This window comes from uncultured Pseudomonas sp. (assembly GCF_943846705.1).
GTDB lineage: Bacteria > Pseudomonadota > Gammaproteobacteria > Pseudomonadales > Pseudomonadaceae > Aquipseudomonas.
This window is the reverse complement of sequence record NZ_OX044366.1, coordinates 3,866,917-3,885,438: the sequence shown is the minus strand read 5'-3', so window position 1 is coordinate 3,885,438 and position 18,522 is coordinate 3,866,917. Positions and strand designations below refer to the sequence as shown.

The following is an 18,522-nucleotide window of genomic DNA, read 5'->3' as shown; positions in this document are numbered from 1 at the left end:
ACTGTGATGCGTGTGACTGGTGCAAGCTGGATTAAACGATTGAGCCTATTGGTTGCTTGTACCGGCGTGCTATCGCTGCCCGCACTGGCGCAAGCCAGTGAAGATGACCCTTGGCAGGGCTACAACCGCGTTATGTTCCGCATCAACGACAACGTTGATAAATATACCCTTAAGCCTCTGGCCAAAGGCTATCAGGCCGTGACCCCGCAGTTTCTTGAGGACGGCGTGCATAACGTCTTCCGCAACATTGGCGATGTCGGCAATCTGGCCAACAACCTGCTTCAAGCCGAATTTCATGATGCCGGGGTTGATGGCAGCCGCTTGATCTTCAATACCACCTTCGGTCTGCTGGGCTTCTTTGATGTCGGCAGCGCCATGGGCTTACAGCGCAACGATGAGGACTTCGGTCAGACCATGGGCGCGTGGGGGCTCAGCAGCGGCCCATACGTCGTGCTGCCTCTGTTGGGCCCGAGTACCGTGCGTGATGCCTTCGGTAAGGTGCCAGACAGCATGCTTGTCGCGCCTGCGTTCATCGACCATGTGCCGACGCGCAATGTGGTGCATGGGGTTCAGTTAGTCGATCTACGTGCCAGCCTGCTCAAGGCCGAGCGTATGATCAGCGGTGACAAGTACATCTTTATCCGCAATGCCTACCTGCAGAATCGTGAGTTCAAGGTGCGTGATGGCGAGGTTGAGGACGACTTCTGAGTTGTCTGCGTATATGAAAAAGGCGGCCCTGTCACAGGCCGCCTTTTTGTTGTCTGAACATTTTAGTTCATGGAAATAATCGCCAGTCCCAGTGCCTGACGGCCATCGTCCATCGGGCTGGCGCGCACCACCTCGGCTTGTGCATCCAGCCCGCGCAGTGCGTTGTGCTCTGAAGCAATATGCACACGAACCTTATCGCCCATGTTGAGGGCACTTTCAGCTTCCAGCTGCATGCCGGTGCTGGACAGATCGAGGCACAGTGCAGGGATTGCCTTACCGTCATGGTGCAAGGTGACAGGAGCCTCAAGCCGCATGCGGATGTAATCGCGTTTCTCACTGTAGTCACGATCATTTTGGCTCATGGGCGTTTTCCTCTTGTTGTGTGGGCTGTCCTGCAGCTCTTATAACCTTGGCTGATTTGAGGTGTAAAGGCGTGTTTCGACGACTGGCACACGCTTGAATCACATAACGGATGGGAGTACCGTCTGCGCCTTGAAGCTAGCTGAGTTCGCGCGTCTAGGCAGTTGCCCTGATGTATAAGCCAACCCATACCCGGCGCAGTTTGCCTGGATACCTCATGCACACAACCAGTGCCACGCTGCTGATAATCGACGACGACGACGTAGTGCGTGCGAGCCTCGCCGCCTACTTGGAAGACAGTGGTTTTCATGTGCTCCAGGCCGCCAATGGCTCACAGGGGCTGGAAGTCTTTCATGCCGAGTCGCCGGATCTGGTGATCTGTGATCTGCGCATGCCGCAAGTCGACGGCCTTGAACTGATCCGCCGCATCAACGCCCTGCACGTGGAAACCCCGGTCATCGTGGTCTCCGGCGCGGGTGTTATGAGTGATGCCGTTGAGGCCTTGCGCCTAGGGGCTGCCGACTACCTGATCAAGCCTCTGGCGGATCTCGCGGTGCTTGAGCATTCAATTCACCGGGCGCTGGATCGTGCCAATTTGCGCCTGGAAAACCAGCGCTACCGTAACGAATTGGAAACGGCCAATCGCGAACTGCAAGCCAGCCTGCACCTGTTGCAGGAAGATCAGAACGCCGGTCGTCAGGTGCAGATGAACATGCTGCCGGTGTCGCCTTGGCATGCTGATGGCCTGGACTTTGCGCACCAGATCATTCCTTCCCTGTATTTGTCTGGCGATTTTGTCGACTATTTTCGTGTCGACGATAATCGTATCGCCTTCTACCTGGCGGATGTTTCCGGGCATGGCGCGTCTTCAGCGTTTATCACGGTATTGCTGAAGTTTATGACCACCCGCTTGCTTTACGAGTCGCGCCGCGCGGGCAGTCTGCCGCACGTCAAACCGTCCGAAGTACTCGGTCATATCAATCGCGGCCTGATCGACTGTAAGTTGGGCAAGCATGTGACCATGCTTGGCGGTGTGATTGATCAGGCCAGCAATCGCCTGACCTACAGCATTGGTGGGCATCTGCCATTGCCAGTGCTGTACAGCGAAGGCCAGGCCCACTATCTGGAAGGCCGCGGTTTGCCGGTCGGGTTGTTTGTCGAGGCTGAGTACAACGATTTGGAACTGGAGCTGCCCGAGACTTTCAGTTTGACACTGCTATCCGATGGCATCCTCGATCTGCTGCCGGGCGATACCTTGAAAGACAAGGAAACCCTGTTGCCGCAATTGATCAGTAGCGCAGGCGGCACCCTGGATGGCTTGCGCGAGGCTTTTGGGCTGGCCAATCTAGGGGATATGCCGGATGATATCGCCTTGCTGGTGTTAAGCAGGAACCTTGCATGAACCCTGGGATAAGCCCCGGTAGAATTCAGTTTGCCGAACAAGATGGCACCTTCATCCTGAAGTTTGTCGGTGAGGTGCGCCTGACCCTGTGTTCGGCTCTGGATGCGACCATTGAGAAGATTTTTACGGCGCTGAATTTCTCAGCCATCGTGATTGATCTGACTGAAACCCGCAGTATCGATAGCACCACGCTTGGGCTGTTGGCCAAACTGTCGATTTTATCGCGGCAGAAGGTGGGGCTGTTGCCGACGGTGGTGACCACCCATGCCGACATCACCCGACTGTTGCAGTCGATGGGCTTCGATCAGGTATTCAATATCGTCGACACGCCGCTGCCATGCCCGGAGTGTCTGGATGATCTGCCGTCGCAGGACCAATCTGAAGAGTTGGTGCGTGCCAAGGTGCTCGAAGCGCACCGCATTCTGATGAGTTTGAACGAGTCTAACCGCGAAGCCTTCCACGATCTGGTCAGTGCCCTCGAACATCACTGATGTTGGTCAGGACAATAAACGGGGCGCTTTTAGCGCCCCGTTTGCATTCAAGCCGGACGCGTCAGCAGTTTTTCCAGCTTCTCCTGGTCGCGGGCGAACAGGCGAATGCCCTCTGCCAGCTTTTCGGTGCCCATGGCGTCTTCGTTCATGGCCCAGCGAAATTGGCTTTCATTGAGGTTTTGCTTGGCTTCAGCGGTCTTCCCAGGGCTGAGCACACGTGCCAGCGGCTGCTGGACATCGGCCAGTTGCTGCAGTAAATCCGGGCTGATGGTCAGGCGGTCGCAGCCGGCCAGTTGTTCAATTTGACCGGTATTGCGAAAGCTCGCGCCCATCACCACGGTCTGGTAGGCATTGGCCTTGTAGTAGTTGTAGATGCGCGTGACCGACTGCACGCCGGGGTCTTCGGCACCGACAAAGTCACGGCCTTCGGCCTTTTTATACCAATCGTAAATACGCCCAACAAAGGGGGAAATCAGAAATACCCCCGCATCCGCGCAAGCTTGGGCTTGGGCAAAGCTGAACAGCAGCGTCAGGTTGCACTGAATCCCGGCTTTTTCCAGCTGCTCGGCGGCGCGGATGCCTTCCCAGGTCGAGGCGATCTTGATCAGCACGCGTTCGCGGCCGATGCCGGCCTCTTCATACAGGCCAATCAGGCGTTCGGCGCGGCGCAGTGTGGCCTGAGTGTCGAATGACAGGCGTGCATCCACCTCGGTGGAAATCCGCCCGGGAATGATCTTGAGTATTTCGCCGCCCACCGCAACGCCAAAATGGTCGCAGGCCAGGCCCAGGTCACCTTGGCTAGCGCTGACCGCGTTTTTCAGCAGCTCGCTGTAGCCTGGCATTGCCGCGGCCTTGAGCAGCAGGGAAGGGTTGGTGGTGGCATCGACCGGCTTCAGCCGGGCGATGGCGTCGAGGTCACCGGTATCGGCGACCACTGTGGTGAACTGCTTGAGTTGATCCAGCTTGGAAGTCATGACACAGCCTTGTCGTTGCAGATGCACCGACATTACCCGAGTCAGCGACCTTGCAGCAATTGCGCCGCTTGATCGAATAGCGCCAGCGGCTCGTTGGTTTTGTGTATGTCGACCGAGAGCAACTGGCGAAAGCGCCGTGCGCCATTGAAACCTTGGCCCAAACCGAGCATGTGGCGGGTGATGTGGTGCATGCTGCCACCGTCGGCGAGGTGCGCCGCGATGTAGCCGCGCATGCTGTGCATAGCCTCAAAGCGGCTCATAACGGGACGTGTGGAGCCGAACAGCAGTGGATCAACCTGAGCCAGCAGGTAAGGGTTGTGATACGCCTCGCGCCCGAGCATCACACCATCAAAGCGCTGCAGATGCTGTTGGCAATCCTCCAGGGTCTTTATCCCGCCGTTGAGGATGATCTCAAGCGTGGGGAAGTCCTGCTTGAGCTGGGCGGCTACCTCATAACGCAGCGGCGGCACCTCACGGTTTTCCTTGGGTGATAGCCCTTCGAGAATGGCGATACGTGCATGCACGGTGAAACTGCGGCAGCCTGCATCGCGTACCGTACCGACAAAATCACACAGCTCGGCATAGCTGTCGCGGCCATTAATGCCAATGCGGTGTTTCACCGTTACCTGGATATCCACGGCGTCCTGCATGGCCTTCACGCAATCCGCCACCAGCTGCGGGTGACCCATCAGGCAAGCGCCGATCATGTTGTTCTGCACCCGGTCGCTGGGGCAGCCAACGTTCAGGTTAACCTCGTTATAGCCCGCCTCTTGTGCCAGCTTGGCACAGGCCGCCAGATCAGCAGGCACACTGCCGCCAAGCTGCAGTGCGAGCGGATATTCGGCGGCGTTGTGACGTAAAAAGCGCGCAGTATCACCATGCAGAATGGCACCGGTAGTGACCATCTCGGTGTACAGCAGGGCGTGATGTGAAAGCTGGCGCAGGAAGAAGCGGCAATGACGATCAGTCCAGTCCATCATCGGTGCGACACTAAATTTTCTATTAATAACTTTTTGATTTAAAACAGGTTTATTCAATTTAGTGACCAGTGATTTGCTGTGTTTTGGTGCGCGCGATGGGAATGATGGGTGCATCAAGGATGCAGTATACAGGTGTATCGATTTGCACACCGATTGCAGGCTTGGTCAGAACGGCAGATCTCACCGCTACGACAATGCATGGATATTGATCTTCGGCATGCGTTGATGTGCTGGAGTAGCGCATGATGCAGGGGGATTTTGTGAGGTGCGACATGCAGGTGAGCTTTTCCGGATTGGTACTCAGTGGTGGTCGGGGCAGCCGTATGGGCGGTGTCGACAAGGGCTTGGTGCTGTGGCGTGGCACGCCGATGGCTGAGCAGGTTTGTCGGCAGTTGAGGCCATTGGTGTGTGAAGTGTTGGTCTCCTGCAACCGTAATCAAGAACAGTACAGCGCCTTTGCCACGCACACTCTGGGTGATGCGCTGAGTGATTATCCCGGTCCCTTGGCCGGTATTGTCGTGGGGTTGCGCGCGATGCGTGGCTCGCACTTGCTGGTGCTGCCCTGTGACTTACCGGCTATCAGCAGCACATTGCTTGAAGATCTACTCGCGCTGTCTCGCCAGCATCCAGACCGGCCCGTTGTGGTGCGTCAGGGGGCGCATTTACAGCCGTTAGTGTGCGTTTTGCCGCGCACGCTCAAAGAGGCTGTCGAAATGGCCTGGGATCAGGGCGAGCGCAGCCCGAACCGGTTATGGCAAGCCTTGCAGGCTGTTGAGTTGCCCTGTGCCGAAGACGATCCGCAGCTGATCAATGTCAATTCAGCCGCAGTATTAGCAGCGGCATTGACGCCCTGAGCACAGGACTGCAGAGGGCCTATGCAGGTTACTGATAAGCGCAAAGCGTTGGCGATTACGCCATTTAGGCAGGACGACCGCCGTCAGCCGTGGGGTAGTTGGGCTCAATCAAGGCAATCAACTCCCTCCACGGCACCTCCGGCCCATCTCGATCAGGAACAGTTCTTTGCGGGTCTGTTTGCGCTTACTGGCATACTCGGCCTCAACGAAGCTCATCTGCTTCATCGCAACGCTCGGCGAGTGAAATCCAAGTATTTTGCCAAAATCAGGGAGTCTTTTTCAGGCTACCCCTAGGCGCAAACATCGCCCTGAAAGACTATTGGTTCAAACCATCGCCACTCGTTTGAACCATGGCTGCGCCTGCTCCAACTGGGCGGCCAGTCGCAGCAACGTACGATCCTCACCAAAGCGTCCAGCAAACATCACGCCTACCGGCAAGCCAGACTTGCTCCAGTGCAGCGGCACCGACATCGCCGGCTGGCCGGTGATATTGAACACCGTTGTCAGCGACGACATACGCCCCGCCACGACCCCAAAATCTGCAGACGGCATACTCATACTGATAGCGCCTAGCTTTGGTGGTAAATGCGGCAAAGTAGGGCTCAAAATGAGGTCGTAGTTCTGCATGAATGCTGCCATATCACGGCCTGACTGCCGCATTGCTTGGTGCGCAAAACGGTAATCAACGGCCGACACTTGGCGTCCAAAACCGAGCATTTGCCAAGCCACCGGCTCCAGATCGGCCTCGGTTACTTTGCGCCCAAGCTGCATTTCACGTACGCCAACACTCTCTGCCAAACTGACCACACTCATGGTCCCAGCTGCTTTTCCCGCAGCGTTCAAATCTACATTCGGACGCACTTCTTCAACCACATGGCCTAACTGGCTGCACAACTGAGCCGCCTGCTGCACTGCCGTACGGCACTCCTCATCTAAATTGCCACCTAGCAGCGGCTCATACATCACGGCAATGCGTAACTGTCCCGGCGTACGCTGCAATTGCTGCAGATAATTGCCTTGATCAGCTTGAACAACAAATTCGCGGCCCGGATTTTCCCACGCCAATGAGTCCAGCAGCGCTGCACTGTCGCGCACGCTACGACTGATCACGTGCTGAGCAGACAGACCGCCACGCACTTCGGACTCCCCCGAGCCGATCGGAACCAACCCACGGCTAGGCTTGAGTCCAAACAAACCACAGACTGAAGCTGGCATGCGAATCGAACCACCACCATCACTGGCGTGCGCTGCCGGAACCATACCTGCAGCGACCGCTGCCGCCGCCCCACCTGAGGAACCGCCGGCGCTGTACTCTAGGTTCCAAGGGTTATGGGTTTTGCCATGTAAGGTGCTTTCGGTGCTAGGGCTATTACCGAACTCGGGGCTATGGGTCTTACCAAAAATCACCAAGCCGGCCTCACGCACCTTGCGCACATAGGGATCGTCTTGTTTATAAACTGCATCTTTGTAAAAGCGCGACCCTTGTGTGGTCACGGTACCCGCCATGCTGACGCCCAAATCTTTGAGCAGAAAAGGCACGCCGGCAAAAGGCCCTTTCAGGCTGTTGTTTTTTACCAGCTCACGCGCCAACTCATAGTGTTTAAGCACCACAGCATTGACGCTAGGATTGACCTGTTCCGTTCGCGCAATCGCCACTTCCAGCAGCTCAGAAGCGGACACTTCTCCGCGACGTAATAGCTCCGCCAGCGCCACAGCATCATGTTGGCGATATTCGCTAAAGGCGATTCCTGAGGTGCTTGCAAATGCACTCGGAGCACGCAACTGCAGAGCGATTCCAGCCGCCAGCGCACTGCTACCTGCGATGAAATGACGACGCGACATTGGCTTCATTTGATGAATCCTTTTTTATTCTTAGTCGGAAAGGTGGGGGCATGGTGGCTCGCCAATCAACACGCTTATCGCCGTAATACCCACAACACCTATTGCGGCAAATATCAGCTTTGCGGCTTATCAGCCATCGCTCAAAATCCATGCACAGCCTGAGCAATGACTTAGTTTTGTTCGCACTAAACCATTACGCATCATCCGTTTGGACCAGTTCTAGGGCGAGCATCAAGGTTTTACCGCTACTGCCCGTGCGCCATCACTCACCTGCGCGAAGTCAATAACGAAGCGAGTAATGACCTGTTACCCGCAAGACCCAACACCAATACGTTTCCAGCTTTTCGCGACCGACTGCAATGGGCAATAACGGCCAAAAGTGTGTAAAAACGTTGTTGTATCTTGTGTGCCTCGGCCCAGTACTCTTGGACGTGGCGATTTCCCGAGCATTTGCCACGATCATCGCCGGTAACGCGGCAAAGTGCTTATGAAACGCTTTGGCACCTCCTAGGGCAGCAAAAGCCGCGGCTTTTACGCCGTCATCGCCCTCAGCAAGCCCTCGGTACCGATGATTTTCATCACCCGCTTCAAGTTATAAGCGAGCACATTCAAGCTCATCTCTGCACTCACCCCGTTCAGCTTTCGGGTCAGGAAGTGCGTTGCGCCCATCCATTGTTTGAGCGTCCCGAAGGGATGCTCAACAGTCCGTTTTTGAACCCGCATCATCTCTGGCGCTTGGTTCAAACGACGCTGCATTTCCTCCAGCACCGCTTCATGCTCCCAGCGCCTTACTCGACGATTTGTGCTTGGCGTGCACTGGGTTTTCAGCGCGCAACTCTGGCACTTAGAACTCCAGTAACAGTGCATATTCATGCCTTTCTCAACGCTGGAGAATCGCCAGATCAGTGCCTCTCCCGCCGGGCAGGTGTATTCGTTTTTCGGCGCGTCATAAACGAAGGCATCTTTGTTGAATCGTCCTTCTGCCTTAGCGCTGGAGGTCATCGGCTTTGGCACATAGGCGGTGATGTTTGCGTCATGGCAGGCCAGGATTTCTTCACCTTTAAAGTAGCCTCGGTCAGCTACCACGGACAGCGTTTCTGCGCCGATGGCTTCACGAGCTTGCTTCGCCATTGAACTGAGTTGGTCACGGTCGGAGCCTCTATTAGTTACCTCGTGAGCAACGATCAAATGGTGCTGCGTATCGACTGCCGTCTGCACGTTGTAGCCGACGATACCGCTGCCGCGCGTTATCATCGAGCGGGCATCCGGGTCGGTCAGCGAAACCTGATTATCTGGCGACTCGTTGAGCTGAGTTTCGATCCCCTGAAGCTCTTTCATCTGCGCTTTGAGCTTGGTTATTTTCTCTTCCAGGCTCGCAGTGTCAGGCGCAGAGGCGCTAGGAATCTGCCGATCAGCCGCATCGAGCGCGGCCAAATAGCGGCTGATGCTCGCCTCGATTTCTTCCATGCGCCGCTTCAGTTTGGCGCTGGTGAAATTGCGGTCACGGTTGTTCACTGCCTTGAATTTGCTGCCGTCGATGGCAACTAGATTTTCGCCAAACAACCCCAACTGCTGGCAGAGCAAAACGAACTGGCGACAGACGCCGCGAATGGCCTTGCTGTTGTCTTTTCGGAAGTTGGCGATGGTCTTGAAATCGGGCATCAAACACCCGGTTAGCCACATGAGTTCGACGTTGCGCTGGGCTTCTCGCTCAAGGCGTCGGCTCGATTGAATGCGGTTTAGGTAACCGTAGATGTAGATCTTCAGCAGGATCGCAGGGTGGTAAGCGGGTCTGCCGGTTTCGGCTGGAATGACACCATCAAAACCTAGCTTGACCTGGTCGAGTTCATCGACAAAAACGTCGACTACCCGAACCGGATTGGTATCGCTGACGTAGTCGTCGAGGCTCTCGGGAAGTAAGGTGCTTTGACCTCGGTGTTCACCCTGGATAAACCGTTTCATGGGTTTCCCTTGCAATGAGATTCTCCGAAATCATAGCAAGGGTTTACCGGGCCGTTTTTACACACTCTGGGCCAGAAGCGGTCAGTCAGATCCCATATTGATGCAAATCACCTGTCTGTCGCACCTATCTGTCAGGATAAAAATCCTGCTCTATCGTGGTTATAAGGGGGGAAGTGAATTATTTTTAATCGCTGGTCGCGCTGGAGTTCAAATACCTGCTTGGCTCATCAAAATTTGTTCACTCTGCCCACTTTGATTTTTCGCTGCCATGCCGTCACCAACGCTTACAACCCATACTTCAGTAACAAATCCCGGTAAGCCGACCCTGATTTGACCTTTTCCAGCGCACGCGTGAACTGACTTACCAGTGCATCCTCAGTCCCCAGAGTAAAGGCCAGATAGCCTTCGCCAGCCAACTCGGTGAGCTCAAAAAGCCTCTCAACTTGACTGAAATCCAAGCCGAAGCGCTGGGTCGAGTAGAGCAGCATGGTGGGATCTTCGGGCAGAAGGTCAAACCGGCCGTGGAAAAATTTGCGAATATTGGATTCATCATTGCTGGCAATATCCAGATTGGCGGCCAAACCCTGTTTACTCAGATAATGAAACCGGCTGCCTTGCGCAGCAACGCCGATTCGATACTCGTCCAACTCGCTGACACTGCTCGCCTGCACATCCTGGCGCGACTTGAGTCGATAGACGACTATCTTAAAGGGCACCAAAGACCCGACCCAACGGTAGTCCAGTTCAGTTCCTTGATTGCGGTAGACGAGAAAGATCAGGTTATTGGGCTGCTCCAGCACACAGCATTCAATTCTTGGCCAGGGTCGCAGCTTGATCGGCGCCTCGCTGCCCGCCTCGTTGAGCACCAGTTGTACGACCTCGACAGCAAAGCCAGCAGCTTGCCCCGAGCTACTATCAAGGTACTGGTAAGGTGCTTCCTCCGGAGCGTAGACCCCAATCTCCTTAGCCCATACGCTGCCACTGAGCAATGCAAGTCCAAAGTAAATCAGAATCTTAATAGCCATTCAGATCAACCTGCTTCTAGTCCGCTTAAGCTGCAACCGCAGCGTCTGCCTGGTCCAGCGCAAAAGAGCGGAAACGCACAATTAATTGCGTTCCTCCCCACGGCTTCCAGGCCCTTATCCTTACCCTGAATCGCCCCCAGTTTCATAGTCATATCTGAGAGTCCGCTTTGGGTCGACAGTGGCCGGTCGCGAAGGACCGGAAACGACCCTAAACGCTTGGTTGTAGCAAGCAGGCATTAACCCAGCGAACCATTAAGGCAGTCATTGTCCAGTGACTCGATCCCGCAGTCGGTGCTGTCTGGCGGCAAAGCCAAGTCAGATAAGCGAGCAGGGCGGCTGATAACGGAACCTAGGGTAAATACGGCGTGAGGAATATTGACGAAAGTCCGTTGCGGTATGGGCCGCCCGTCAGTCGGATGCGGGTGGCCGCAGGCAGCCGATAGCCATGGCAACGAGGTGGTCGAGTAGTGCCGGGTTTTCCAGGTGCGCGGGAATGTCTTCCAGTACCGAGCGGATCACACTGCGCAAGCCCTGGCCTAGCAAATACGCCGCCATGGCGGGGTCTTGCGTGGTGATCTCATGTTCATACATTCGCAGGAACGGCAGCCAGGTCGCTTCAATGAACTCACTTGCCGTGCGATAAGGCCCACGCCACATCCCCAGATGAAGAGCGGAGTGGTAGCGCAAGTGAAAGGCTTTGTTCAGGTTGAACAGCCGCGTCTCGACGCGAATGATATTGGCAAAAATATCCCGCAATGCCGACTCCAACGGCACGCCAATCAAACGCTCACGCATCTTCAATAGCTGCTCGGACTCCTGATCGAGAACACGCTCGTAGAGCAAGGTGACGATGGCGTCTTTATTGGGGAAGTATTGGTATATCGAACCGACCGCAACGCCTGATACTTCGGCGATGCGGGCGATAGTCAGGGTCTCCTCGCCACCTTCATCCAGAATGCGCAGGCATGCCTGTTCTACGGCGTCGACCAGCGCGCGGGAGCGTGATTGAGTCGGCCGCTTGCGCAACGCGGGAAGTTGCTCAGGTGGTGGCCAGGTGTCGGCGGCGGGCTCACTGTCTTTTTTGCTCATGGGAATCCGAGGGTTAATCTATTGCCGTGCAAAATGTCGAATATTTGTTTTATTAATCAATAACTTATGCGCTTTTAAATGGCGGTGTTAATGCGAGTGTAACAGTACCAGCGACGACAGTATGATCGGTCTGTCGATCAGGCGACCACTAAGCGCGCAGTAATTGCGCCATAACAAGAACAACTTTTCTACCCAAAAGGGAGATTGCTCATGTCGTCATCTTTCACTGTCCACCCTCTTGGTACCAGCATCGGCGCCGAAGTGCTTGATCTGGATCCGAATTCAATCCATTTACCAGAAACGCTGGCCGCGATTGAGGCTGCACTGGTTAAGCATGAAGCCCTGGTGCTGCACGTTCCTGACCTGCAACCAGAGCAACACCTGGCGATTGCTCAGCATTTTGGTGAGCCTGAAGTTCATACCTTTTACCCCAACTTGGGCAAAGGCTTTGAGCAGATAACCGTCATCGACTCCAAGCTGGGTGATCGTGCCGATATGTGGCACCACGACGAGAGTTTTCTGGCCAGCCCGCCAATCGTCACCATGACCCACGCGCAAATCTTGCCGCCGGTTGGTGGCGACACCTGCTGGATCAGCATGACCACGGCGTATGACGCACTGTCCGAGCGCATGAAGCAATACCTCGACGGCCTGAGTGCTTGGCACGATATGAACGGGCCGATGACCGCCGCCCTACGCCAGAATGTGGTCACTCACGAGCGTTATCTCGAAGTGATCAATATGAACCGTCGGCACTTGCATCCGCTGGTGATTAAGCACCCGGTTTCAGGTCGCAAGGCACTGTATTTGAGCCCGACCTACACCACCCATATCGACGGCCTGGCCATCCCAGAAAGCGATGCGATCCTCGCCTACCTGCACGGCCATTGCCAGCAGGTGCATTTTGGCTTCCGCCACCGCTGGACTGTCGGTGACATGGTGATCTGGGATAACCGTAGCGTGTTGCACAATGCCATCCTCGACTACAAGCCGCACCAGCGCCGCATGCAGCGCGCTTCGGTATTCGCTCGCGGGGCTTTCCACGCGTAATTCATTGATTGGTTGATCACCCGTATTCGTGGGTGGCTCAAGAGGAATATCTATGTTGCAAGATAAGCTGAACCAAGACCTGCTGGCTAAATACACGCCCAAGCCGGGTCGTCACGCGCTGCTGCCTGAGTTGACACCACAGCAGACCGTGGCACTGCTGTGCCGGGTGTTGTTTCGCGAGGGTTATAACGACCACATCGCCGGTCACATCACTGTGCGCCAGGACGACGGCACTTATTTGGCCAACCCCTGGGAGCTGACCTGGGGCGAGGTGACTGCCTCGGATATCGTGCGCCTCGATAAGGAGGGCAAGGTGATTGAGGGTGAATGGAACATCACCCCGGCCATCAACTTGCATATAGATCTACACGCCGCCCGTGATGATGTCCACGTAGTGATCCACAACCATCCACAGTGGGGATCGGTGTGGTCGGCGGCCGGGCGTACCCCACCGATCTACGACCAAACGTCCGCCTTGGTTGACACCGACCCGGTGCTCTATGACGAGTATCGCGGCACGGTTGAAGACACCGAGTTGGGCCGTGCCGTGGTGGACGCACTGGGTACGAATAAGTGGGCGATGCTCGCCAACCATGGCGTGGTGGTGGTGGGCAACGGCATTCGCCAGGCGCATTTGCGTGCGATCACCCTGGAGTGGCGCAGCCGCCTGGCCTGGCATGTCGAGGCGCTCGGCGGAGGCTCGCCATTGCCCGACCACGTTGTGGTCGCAACCGGCAAGCGCACCGATGCGAATGGCTTCCCGTTCTTGTGGGAAGCCATGGCCCGCGAGGAAATCCGCCGCGACCCCAGCGTGCTTGAGTAAGCCCTTATTACCGCGGCACGGCGGCATGGCAAGCTGCCGTGCCGCCGGTACTTCTGACTCTGCTTGGAGCTGAGTGCGCAATGAAGCCAACTCTATTACTGCTATCAGCATTGCCCCCTAGCTTGATGGAACGCTTGCACGAGCATTTTGACTGCTACCTGCAGTCGCAACTCGACGAAACACAAGCCATCGCTCTGGCCCCAACCGTGCGTGGCATTGTGGCAACCGGCGAGTCGACAGTGACGCGCGATCAGATCGCTCGGCTGCCTGCACTTGAAATAATTTCGGTGCTGGGTGTCGGCTACGATGGCATCGACCTTGAGGCGGCGCGCGATCACCACGTCTGTGTCACCCATACCCCTGGTCTATCCACCGAAGACATCGCGGAATTCGCCATGGCACTGTTGCTGTGTGCTGCACGCCAAGTGCTCAGCGCTGACCGCTTTATTCGCAGTGGTGGGTGGAAAACCGGTCGTCATCCAATGACTGCGCGCGTGTTTGGCGGGCGAATGGGCATCATCGGTCTAGGCCGTATTGGCAGGGCCGTGGCCTTACGCGCCGAGGCGTTTGGAATGAGTGTTGCGTACACCGGCCGCACGCAAAAAACCGATGTTGCCTATCGCTGGTGCAGCGATGTACAGGCGTTGGCTGCCAGTGTTGATTATCTGGTGGTTTGCGCGAGTGGTGGCTCGGCCACCCACGCCCTGGTCGACGCTGCCGTGCTGAAGGCGCTGGGTCCTGCCGGCGTCTTGGTCAATATCGCGCGCGGCTCCATCGTCGACGAAGATGCCCTGATAGAGGCTCTGCGCGAGCGCAAGATTCTCAGTGCCGGGCTCGATGTGTTTAGCCATGAACCGCATGTTCCTGAAGCTCTGCTGCAACTCGACAACGTGGTGCTAACACCGCACATGGCGAGCACTACAGGTGCGACCGTGCAGGCGATGCTGGACCTGACATTCGATAATTTAGCGACTCACTTCTCAGGCAAACCGGTACTGACGCCAGTCAGTTAGGGCTGCTGACCTGCGTTTCTGCTGATTGCTGTCTTGGTCACCGAGCGCTTTGACAGGGGGGGCTGAGCCGGCCTGGCTGCTCCCCATAAAGAGTTGGCCAAGAGCTGGGCATGCTCAGCTCTTGGCGTACGCCAACAATCTTTTCTACTGCCGCAAGGTATTGGCCTTTAGCTATTTGAGGCCGGCCTGGCGCGCGCCAGAGAGGCTTTCTCTGGGCGTGCTTGCGTACCATCCATCCGCCTGGATCCGATAACTAGCGCCGGCTCAAGCCTGCTGTTGCGGGCGCTTTGGCTGTCATCCGCGCTGGGCTGTGTTTGCCTACGGCCAGAGCCTACCGGTGAGCGTCGGGCAAACGGTCATGTGTTCGGAGCACTGATTGTAATTGGCCGGGGGAAGGGTGGGCACTTTGATCAATAGGGTTGCGTAACCTGCCGCCATAATGCAGCTGGACAGGGTGAGCAATAGCACTTTTCTTGTTGTCATGATCGCCTCTCTGGACGGTTGTCTCGCTATTTGTATGCAGAGGCTATGCGTTGGCAAAAGTGCTTGCCTCGTCAAAGTGGACTAGTACCAAGGTCTTGCTTGGTTGCACTGGCTTGCGCTTACAGACGCTGTTCTGCGCTAGCGCACTGGCCGCTGCGGTGCCGCCTGGGCATATCGAGTGACGCCTTGGTCTTTGCTAAAGCCCACCTGTCCCCGGGTAGCATCCCTCCTTGCACACACACATTTCCAACCGTGCTGATGGCCGCGCTAGCGCTGGTGCTGGGGTGCGCGCGAAAGTCGGCAGAATGCAGCGCAGCTCGTTGGCTACGTGCTGCGGGCCGCACTCTGGCGCTGTGATTTATTTCAGCTGGCATGGGGCGGACTTATCGTCCATTCAGACGAGGAGTGGGGCTCTATGAACCCATAGAGTCGTCGGGGGATGGCGGATGAACGCGTAAAACAGTCTGAATTTACCGGCAGGACGACTGTTCGACCTTGGCCGGTGGCAGCGATTAGTGCTGCCGTCGGCCACAAGCCCATCTCGTACTCGGCTCGGCACGCGTGCCAAGCGCCCAACGCTCTGCGTCCGGGCTGGTGAGCGAGCTACGAGCGAATTAATTGCCGGGTTCTATTTGGGCGCATGCCCGGATAACTCATATCTGACGGAGTACGCCCATGGACATGCACTATTCAACCGCCCGCCCATTGCGGATCGAAGAGGTGCCGCTCTGGCATATCGAGACTGATGTCGCCGTCGTCGGTTTTGGTGCCGCCGGCAGTTGCGCGGCTATCGAGGCGCGGGGTGCCGGCGCCGCCGTCGATATTTTCGAGCTGGCCTCAGCGCCTGGCGGCAGTGCAAGTCTGTCGGGCGGTGAAGTCTACGTAGGCGGCAATGGTGGCACTGACGTGCAGCGTGCCGCCGGCTTCGAGGATCTTACCGAAGACTTTCGTAGCTACCTGATGATGGCCGGTGGTCCGGCCGCGGATGCCGAGCGTGTCGGCCTGTACGCCGAGCAGGCGCTCGGGCATTTCGACTGGTTGCGTGAGCAGGGCGTGCCGTTCAAAGGCAGCTACTTGCCCGGTAAGTGGATTGAGCCCACCACCGACGACACCCTGGTGTGGAGTGGCAGCGAAATGGCCTGGCCTTTTGCCGCGCGGGCCAAGCCTGCGCCGCGTGGCCATACCGTGCAGTTCAAGGGCTGGGGTGGCGGCAAGCTCCTGATGGAGGTGCTTTGTGCGCGGGCTCTAGAAGTCGGCGTGGTCGCCCATTACAGCAGCCGGGCGCTGGCCTTGATCATCGACAGCGAGGGTGCCGTGCGTGGGCTGGTGATACGACAGGACGGTGCGGTTTGTTACGTGCGTGCACGCAAGGGGGTCATCCTCTGTGCCGGCGGCTTTATCGCCAATCAGGACATGGTGCGGCGTTTCGTGCCTCAGGCGCTGGCCTGTCAGCTGCAGGTCAGCGGCGGTAACGACAATGGTTCGGGTATTCGCATGGGCATGAGTGTCGGGGCGGCGACGCTGAATATGCAGGAATTCTTCGCCACCATGCCGTTTTTTCCGCCGGCATCGCTGGTCAAGGGGGTCTTCGTCAATGAGCGTGGGCAGCGGTTCATCAATGAGGACGCTTACCATGGGCGCGTCGCCCATTATGTATTGCGCCAGCCCAATGGCCGCGCTTGGTTGCTGGTTGATAACGCGATATTCGGGCGTCCGGTGATCCAGGAAAACATCGTGATTGCCGCTGTCGGCGATACCTGGGCGGAGTTGGAGCAGGAGTTGGACCTGCCCGCAGGCTCGCTGGTGCATACAGTGGAGGCCTTCAATCGCCATGCTGCCGAGGGCCAGGATCCTTATTTCCATAAACATAGTGAGTGGTTGCGGCCCCTGAGTGAGCCGCCATTCGCCGCCCTCAGCTATTGCCAGGGTGACATCGATGGGCATGCGTTCACGCTGGGAGGCCTCGCCACTTTGCCCAGTGGTGAGGTGCTGGATGCCGATTCCAAGCCAATTGTCGGTCTCTATGCGGCTGGGCGAACCGCTTGCGGCCTGCCGCGCTGGGGCGAAGGTTACAGCTCCGGTTTGTCACTGGGCGACTCAACATTTTTCGGGCGTCAGGCTGGGTTTACTGCGGCGAGCTGCGGTTGATTGGGGCGATTGGGCAATCGTCCATCTGGACGACGTCCTCGCGTCGTGGCTGCCGTTAGAGTTGATGCATAACCGAGCCTGGGCCCGTGATCCGGTAAGAACAATAAGCAGGTAGCACGATGAATGAGCTAGAAGAATTTCGCCAGGAGACCCGCGCTTGGCTCGAAGCCAACTGCCCGGCTTCCATGCGCACGCCAATGCCCTCGGACGAAATGGTCTGGGGTGGGCGCAGCGTCGATTTCAAGCATGAGGACCAGCAGCTGTGGTTTAACCGCATGCGTGATAAGCAGTGGTTCTGTCCCGAATGGCCAGTGGAGTACGGCGGCGGTGGTCTGAGCGCTCAGCAACTGAGCATTCTTGAAGCCGAAATGCGCCGCCTGCAGTGCCGCCCGCCGCAGATCAATCTGGGTATCTGGATGCTCGGCCCGGTGTTGCTGGAGTTTGCCAGCGAGGAGCAGAAGCAGCGCTTTCTGCCGCCCATGGCACGCGGGGAGATTCGTTGGTGTCAGGGCTTTTCCGAACCCAATGCCGGCTCCGACCTGGCCAGCCTGCGCACATCAGCGGTGATCGACGGCGATGACTTCGTCGTCAATGGCTCGAAAATCTGGACGTCCTACGGCAACAAGTCGGACTGGATGTATGCACTGGTCCGCACGGGGCCGATGGAGCCGAAGCAAGCTGGTATCAGCCTGCTTCTGTTGGACATGGCCTCGCCGGGCGTGACGGTCACGCCGATTGATCTGATCAGCGGTAAGTCGAGTTTCTGTCAGGTGTTCTTTGACAACGTGCGGGTGCCGCGTACGCAACTGATCGGTGAGCTCAATGCCGGCTGGACGCTGGGTAAGGCCCTGCTGCAGCACGAACGCCGGGCCATGTCGAAATTCAGTGAGACGGCATTACCCACCCATTTTGATCTGGGCATGCTCCTGAGGCAGTACCTGAGCGAGCCGCAGTCTGTGGCTGAGACCGTACTGCAGCAACGTGCAGTGGCCTGCATGATGGATGAAGAGGCGTTCAGCCTGACCAGCCGGCGTATTGCTGAAACCCTGCGTGCCCGCAAGGACGTCTCGGGGCTCATGGCGATTGCCAAACTGGTGCACAGCGAGCAGGAACGAAGCAAGTTCGAACTGCTGCTGGAAATCATGGGCAATCAGGCGCTGGGCTGGGAGGGCGATGGTTTCAGCCCTCGCGAACTGGAAATGACCAGTGCCTGGTTGATGAGCTTCGCCCAGACCATTGCCGGCGGCTCTTCGGAGGTGCAGTTGAGCGTGATTGCCAAGCGCGTGCTTGGCCTGCCTGAAACCAAGTGAGGAGAGCG

Annotated in this window: 16 protein-coding genes and 1 pseudogene; 9 read left to right on the top strand and 8 right to left on the bottom strand. The window is 57.1% G+C overall.

Annotated features, from left to right (window positions below):
• Nucleotides 1–6: 6 nt before the first annotated feature.
• On the top strand, nt 7–708 hold the full coding sequence (locus Q0V31_RS18015; protein ID WP_298190074.1) for a VacJ family lipoprotein: 702 nt from the start codon (nt 7–9) through the stop codon (nt 706–708).
• A gap of 62 nt (nt 709–770) precedes the next feature.
• On the opposite strand, the gene Q0V31_RS18010 is transcribed toward Q0V31_RS18015, so the two are convergent.
• On the bottom strand, nt 771–1,070 hold the full coding sequence (locus Q0V31_RS18010; protein WP_298190071.1) for a PilZ domain-containing protein: 300 nt from the start codon (nt 1,068–1,070) through the stop codon (nt 771–773).
• 215 nt (nt 1,071–1,285) lie between these two features.
• On the opposite strand from Q0V31_RS18010, the gene rssB reads away from it, so the two are divergent.
• Together rssB and rssC are read left to right on the top strand one after the other, a co-directional pair.
• Entirely contained in the window at nt 1,286–2,470 is a 1,185-nt protein-coding gene (gene rssB, locus Q0V31_RS18005) for a two-component system response regulator RssB (protein ID WP_298190069.1), read from the top strand.
• An 8-nt stretch (nt 2,471–2,478) separates the two neighbouring features.
• Nucleotides 2,479–2,961: an anti-sigma factor antagonist RssC gene (gene rssC / locus Q0V31_RS18000; protein ID WP_298191136.1), complete on the top strand. Its 483-nt coding sequence runs from the start codon at nt 2,479–2,481 to the stop codon at nt 2,959–2,961.
• Nucleotides 2,962–3,008: 47 nt separating this feature from the next.
• Here the strand turns inward: rssC and tal are convergent, their stop codons facing one another.
• Both tal and dusA read right to left on the bottom strand, forming a co-directional pair.
• Complete coding sequence (gene tal / locus Q0V31_RS17995; protein WP_298190065.1) at nt 3,009–3,935, bottom strand: transaldolase; 927 nt, start codon at nt 3,933–3,935, stop codon at nt 3,009–3,011.
• A gap of 41 nt (nt 3,936–3,976) precedes the next feature.
• A complete protein-coding gene (gene dusA, locus Q0V31_RS17990) occupies nt 3,977–5,029 on the bottom strand; it encodes a tRNA dihydrouridine(20/20a) synthase DusA (RefSeq protein ID WP_298190061.1) in 1,053 nt (350 codons plus the stop codon).
• Between the two features lie 164 nt (nt 5,030–5,193).
• On the opposite strand from dusA, the gene mobA reads away from it, so the two are divergent.
• Nucleotides 5,194–5,769 (top strand): molybdenum cofactor guanylyltransferase MobA, encoded by a 576-nt coding sequence (gene mobA / locus Q0V31_RS17985; protein WP_298190059.1) that lies wholly within the window; start codon nt 5,194–5,196, stop codon nt 5,767–5,769.
• Nucleotides 5,770–5,836: 67 nt separating this feature from the next.
• Here the strand turns inward: mobA and Q0V31_RS17980 are convergent.
• The 5 genes and pseudogenes from Q0V31_RS17980 to Q0V31_RS17960 form a co-directional block, all read right to left on the bottom strand.
• A pseudogene (locus Q0V31_RS17980) lies at nt 5,837–5,994 on the bottom strand (IS5/IS1182 family transposase); the annotation flags it as partial.
• A 99-nt stretch (nt 5,995–6,093) separates the two neighbouring features.
• The gene (locus tag Q0V31_RS17975) at nt 6,094–7,620 is read right to left on the bottom strand and encodes an amidase (RefSeq protein ID WP_298190057.1); all 1,527 of its coding nucleotides are present in this window, start codon (nt 7,618–7,620) and stop codon (nt 6,094–6,096) included.
• A 522-nt stretch (nt 7,621–8,142) separates the two neighbouring features.
• Entirely contained in the window at nt 8,143–9,573 is a 1,431-nt protein-coding gene (locus Q0V31_RS17970) for an IS1182 family transposase (RefSeq protein ID WP_298190055.1), read from the bottom strand.
• 284 nt (nt 9,574–9,857) lie between these two features.
• Nucleotides 9,858–10,598: a hypothetical protein gene (locus Q0V31_RS17965; RefSeq protein WP_298190053.1), complete on the bottom strand. Its 741-nt coding sequence runs from the start codon at nt 10,596–10,598 to the stop codon at nt 9,858–9,860.
• 408 nt (nt 10,599–11,006) lie between these two features.
• Nucleotides 11,007–11,687: a TetR/AcrR family transcriptional regulator gene (locus tag Q0V31_RS17960; protein WP_298190050.1), complete on the bottom strand. Its 681-nt coding sequence runs from the start codon at nt 11,685–11,687 to the stop codon at nt 11,007–11,009.
• A 210-nt stretch (nt 11,688–11,897) separates the two neighbouring features.
• On the opposite strand from Q0V31_RS17960, the gene Q0V31_RS17955 reads away from it, so the two are divergent.
• The 5 genes from Q0V31_RS17955 to Q0V31_RS17935 all read left to right on the top strand — a co-directional run bounded on the left by Q0V31_RS17955 (nt 11,898) and on the right by Q0V31_RS17935 (nt 18,514).
• Nucleotides 11,898–12,737 (top strand): TauD/TfdA family dioxygenase, encoded by an 840-nt coding sequence (locus tag Q0V31_RS17955; protein ID WP_298190048.1) that lies wholly within the window; start codon nt 11,898–11,900, stop codon nt 12,735–12,737.
• Nucleotides 12,738–12,789: 52 nt separating this feature from the next.
• Nucleotides 12,790–13,560, top strand: a complete 771-nt coding sequence (locus Q0V31_RS17950) for a class II aldolase/adducin family protein (RefSeq protein WP_298190046.1) — start codon at nt 12,790–12,792, stop codon at nt 13,558–13,560.
• Nucleotides 13,561–13,640: 80 nt separating this feature from the next.
• Nucleotides 13,641–14,573 carry a 2-hydroxyacid dehydrogenase gene (locus Q0V31_RS17945; RefSeq protein WP_298190043.1) on the top strand — a complete coding sequence of 311 codons (933 nt, stop codon included), beginning with the start codon at nt 13,641–13,643 and terminating at the stop codon, nt 14,571–14,573.
• 1,158 nt (nt 14,574–15,731) lie between these two features.
• A complete protein-coding gene (locus Q0V31_RS17940) occupies nt 15,732–17,204 on the top strand; it encodes an FAD-dependent oxidoreductase (RefSeq protein WP_298190042.1) in 1,473 nt (490 codons plus the stop codon).
• Nucleotides 17,205–17,323: 119 nt separating this feature from the next.
• Nucleotides 17,324–18,514: an acyl-CoA dehydrogenase family protein gene (locus Q0V31_RS17935; protein ID WP_298190040.1), complete on the top strand. Its 1,191-nt coding sequence runs from the start codon at nt 17,324–17,326 to the stop codon at nt 18,512–18,514.
• The last annotated feature ends 8 nt before the right edge of the window (nt 18,515–18,522 follow it).

What these genes read in the sequence shown, in the direction of transcription:
- dusA (WP_298190061.1), bottom strand. Translation starts at nt 5,029, where the DNA reads ATGCACCCATCATTCCCATCGCGCGCACCAAAACACAGCAAATCACTG.
- tal (WP_298190065.1), bottom strand. Translation starts at nt 3,935, where the DNA reads ATGACTTCCAAGCTGGATCAACTCAAGCAGTTCACCACAGTGGTCGCC.
- rssB (WP_298190069.1), top strand. Translation starts at nt 1,286, where the DNA reads ATGCACACAACCAGTGCCACGCTGCTGATAATCGACGACGACGACGTA.
- Q0V31_RS17970 (WP_298190055.1), bottom strand. Translation starts at nt 9,573, where the DNA reads ATGAAACGGTTTATCCAGGGTGAACACCGAGGTCAAAGCACCTTACTT.
- Q0V31_RS17960 (WP_298190050.1), bottom strand. Translation starts at nt 11,687, where the DNA reads ATGAGCAAAAAAGACAGTGAGCCCGCCGCCGACACCTGGCCACCACCT.
- Q0V31_RS17950 (WP_298190046.1), top strand. Translation starts at nt 12,790, where the DNA reads ATGTTGCAAGATAAGCTGAACCAAGACCTGCTGGCTAAATACACGCCC.
- Q0V31_RS17965 (WP_298190053.1), bottom strand. Translation starts at nt 10,598, where the DNA reads ATGGCTATTAAGATTCTGATTTACTTTGGACTTGCATTGCTCAGTGGC.
- Q0V31_RS17975 (WP_298190057.1), bottom strand. Translation starts at nt 7,620, where the DNA reads ATGAAGCCAATGTCGCGTCGTCATTTCATCGCAGGTAGCAGTGCGCTG.
- Q0V31_RS18015 (WP_298190074.1), top strand. Translation starts at nt 7, where the DNA reads ATGCGTGTGACTGGTGCAAGCTGGATTAAACGATTGAGCCTATTGGTT.
- Q0V31_RS18010 (WP_298190071.1), bottom strand. Translation starts at nt 1,070, where the DNA reads ATGAGCCAAAATGATCGTGACTACAGTGAGAAACGCGATTACATCCGC.
- Q0V31_RS17955 (WP_298190048.1), top strand. Translation starts at nt 11,898, where the DNA reads ATGTCGTCATCTTTCACTGTCCACCCTCTTGGTACCAGCATCGGCGCC.
- Q0V31_RS17935 (WP_298190040.1), top strand. Translation starts at nt 17,324, where the DNA reads ATGAATGAGCTAGAAGAATTTCGCCAGGAGACCCGCGCTTGGCTCGAA.
- Q0V31_RS17940 (WP_298190042.1), top strand. Translation starts at nt 15,732, where the DNA reads ATGGACATGCACTATTCAACCGCCCGCCCATTGCGGATCGAAGAGGTG.
- Q0V31_RS17945 (WP_298190043.1), top strand. Translation starts at nt 13,641, where the DNA reads ATGAAGCCAACTCTATTACTGCTATCAGCATTGCCCCCTAGCTTGATG.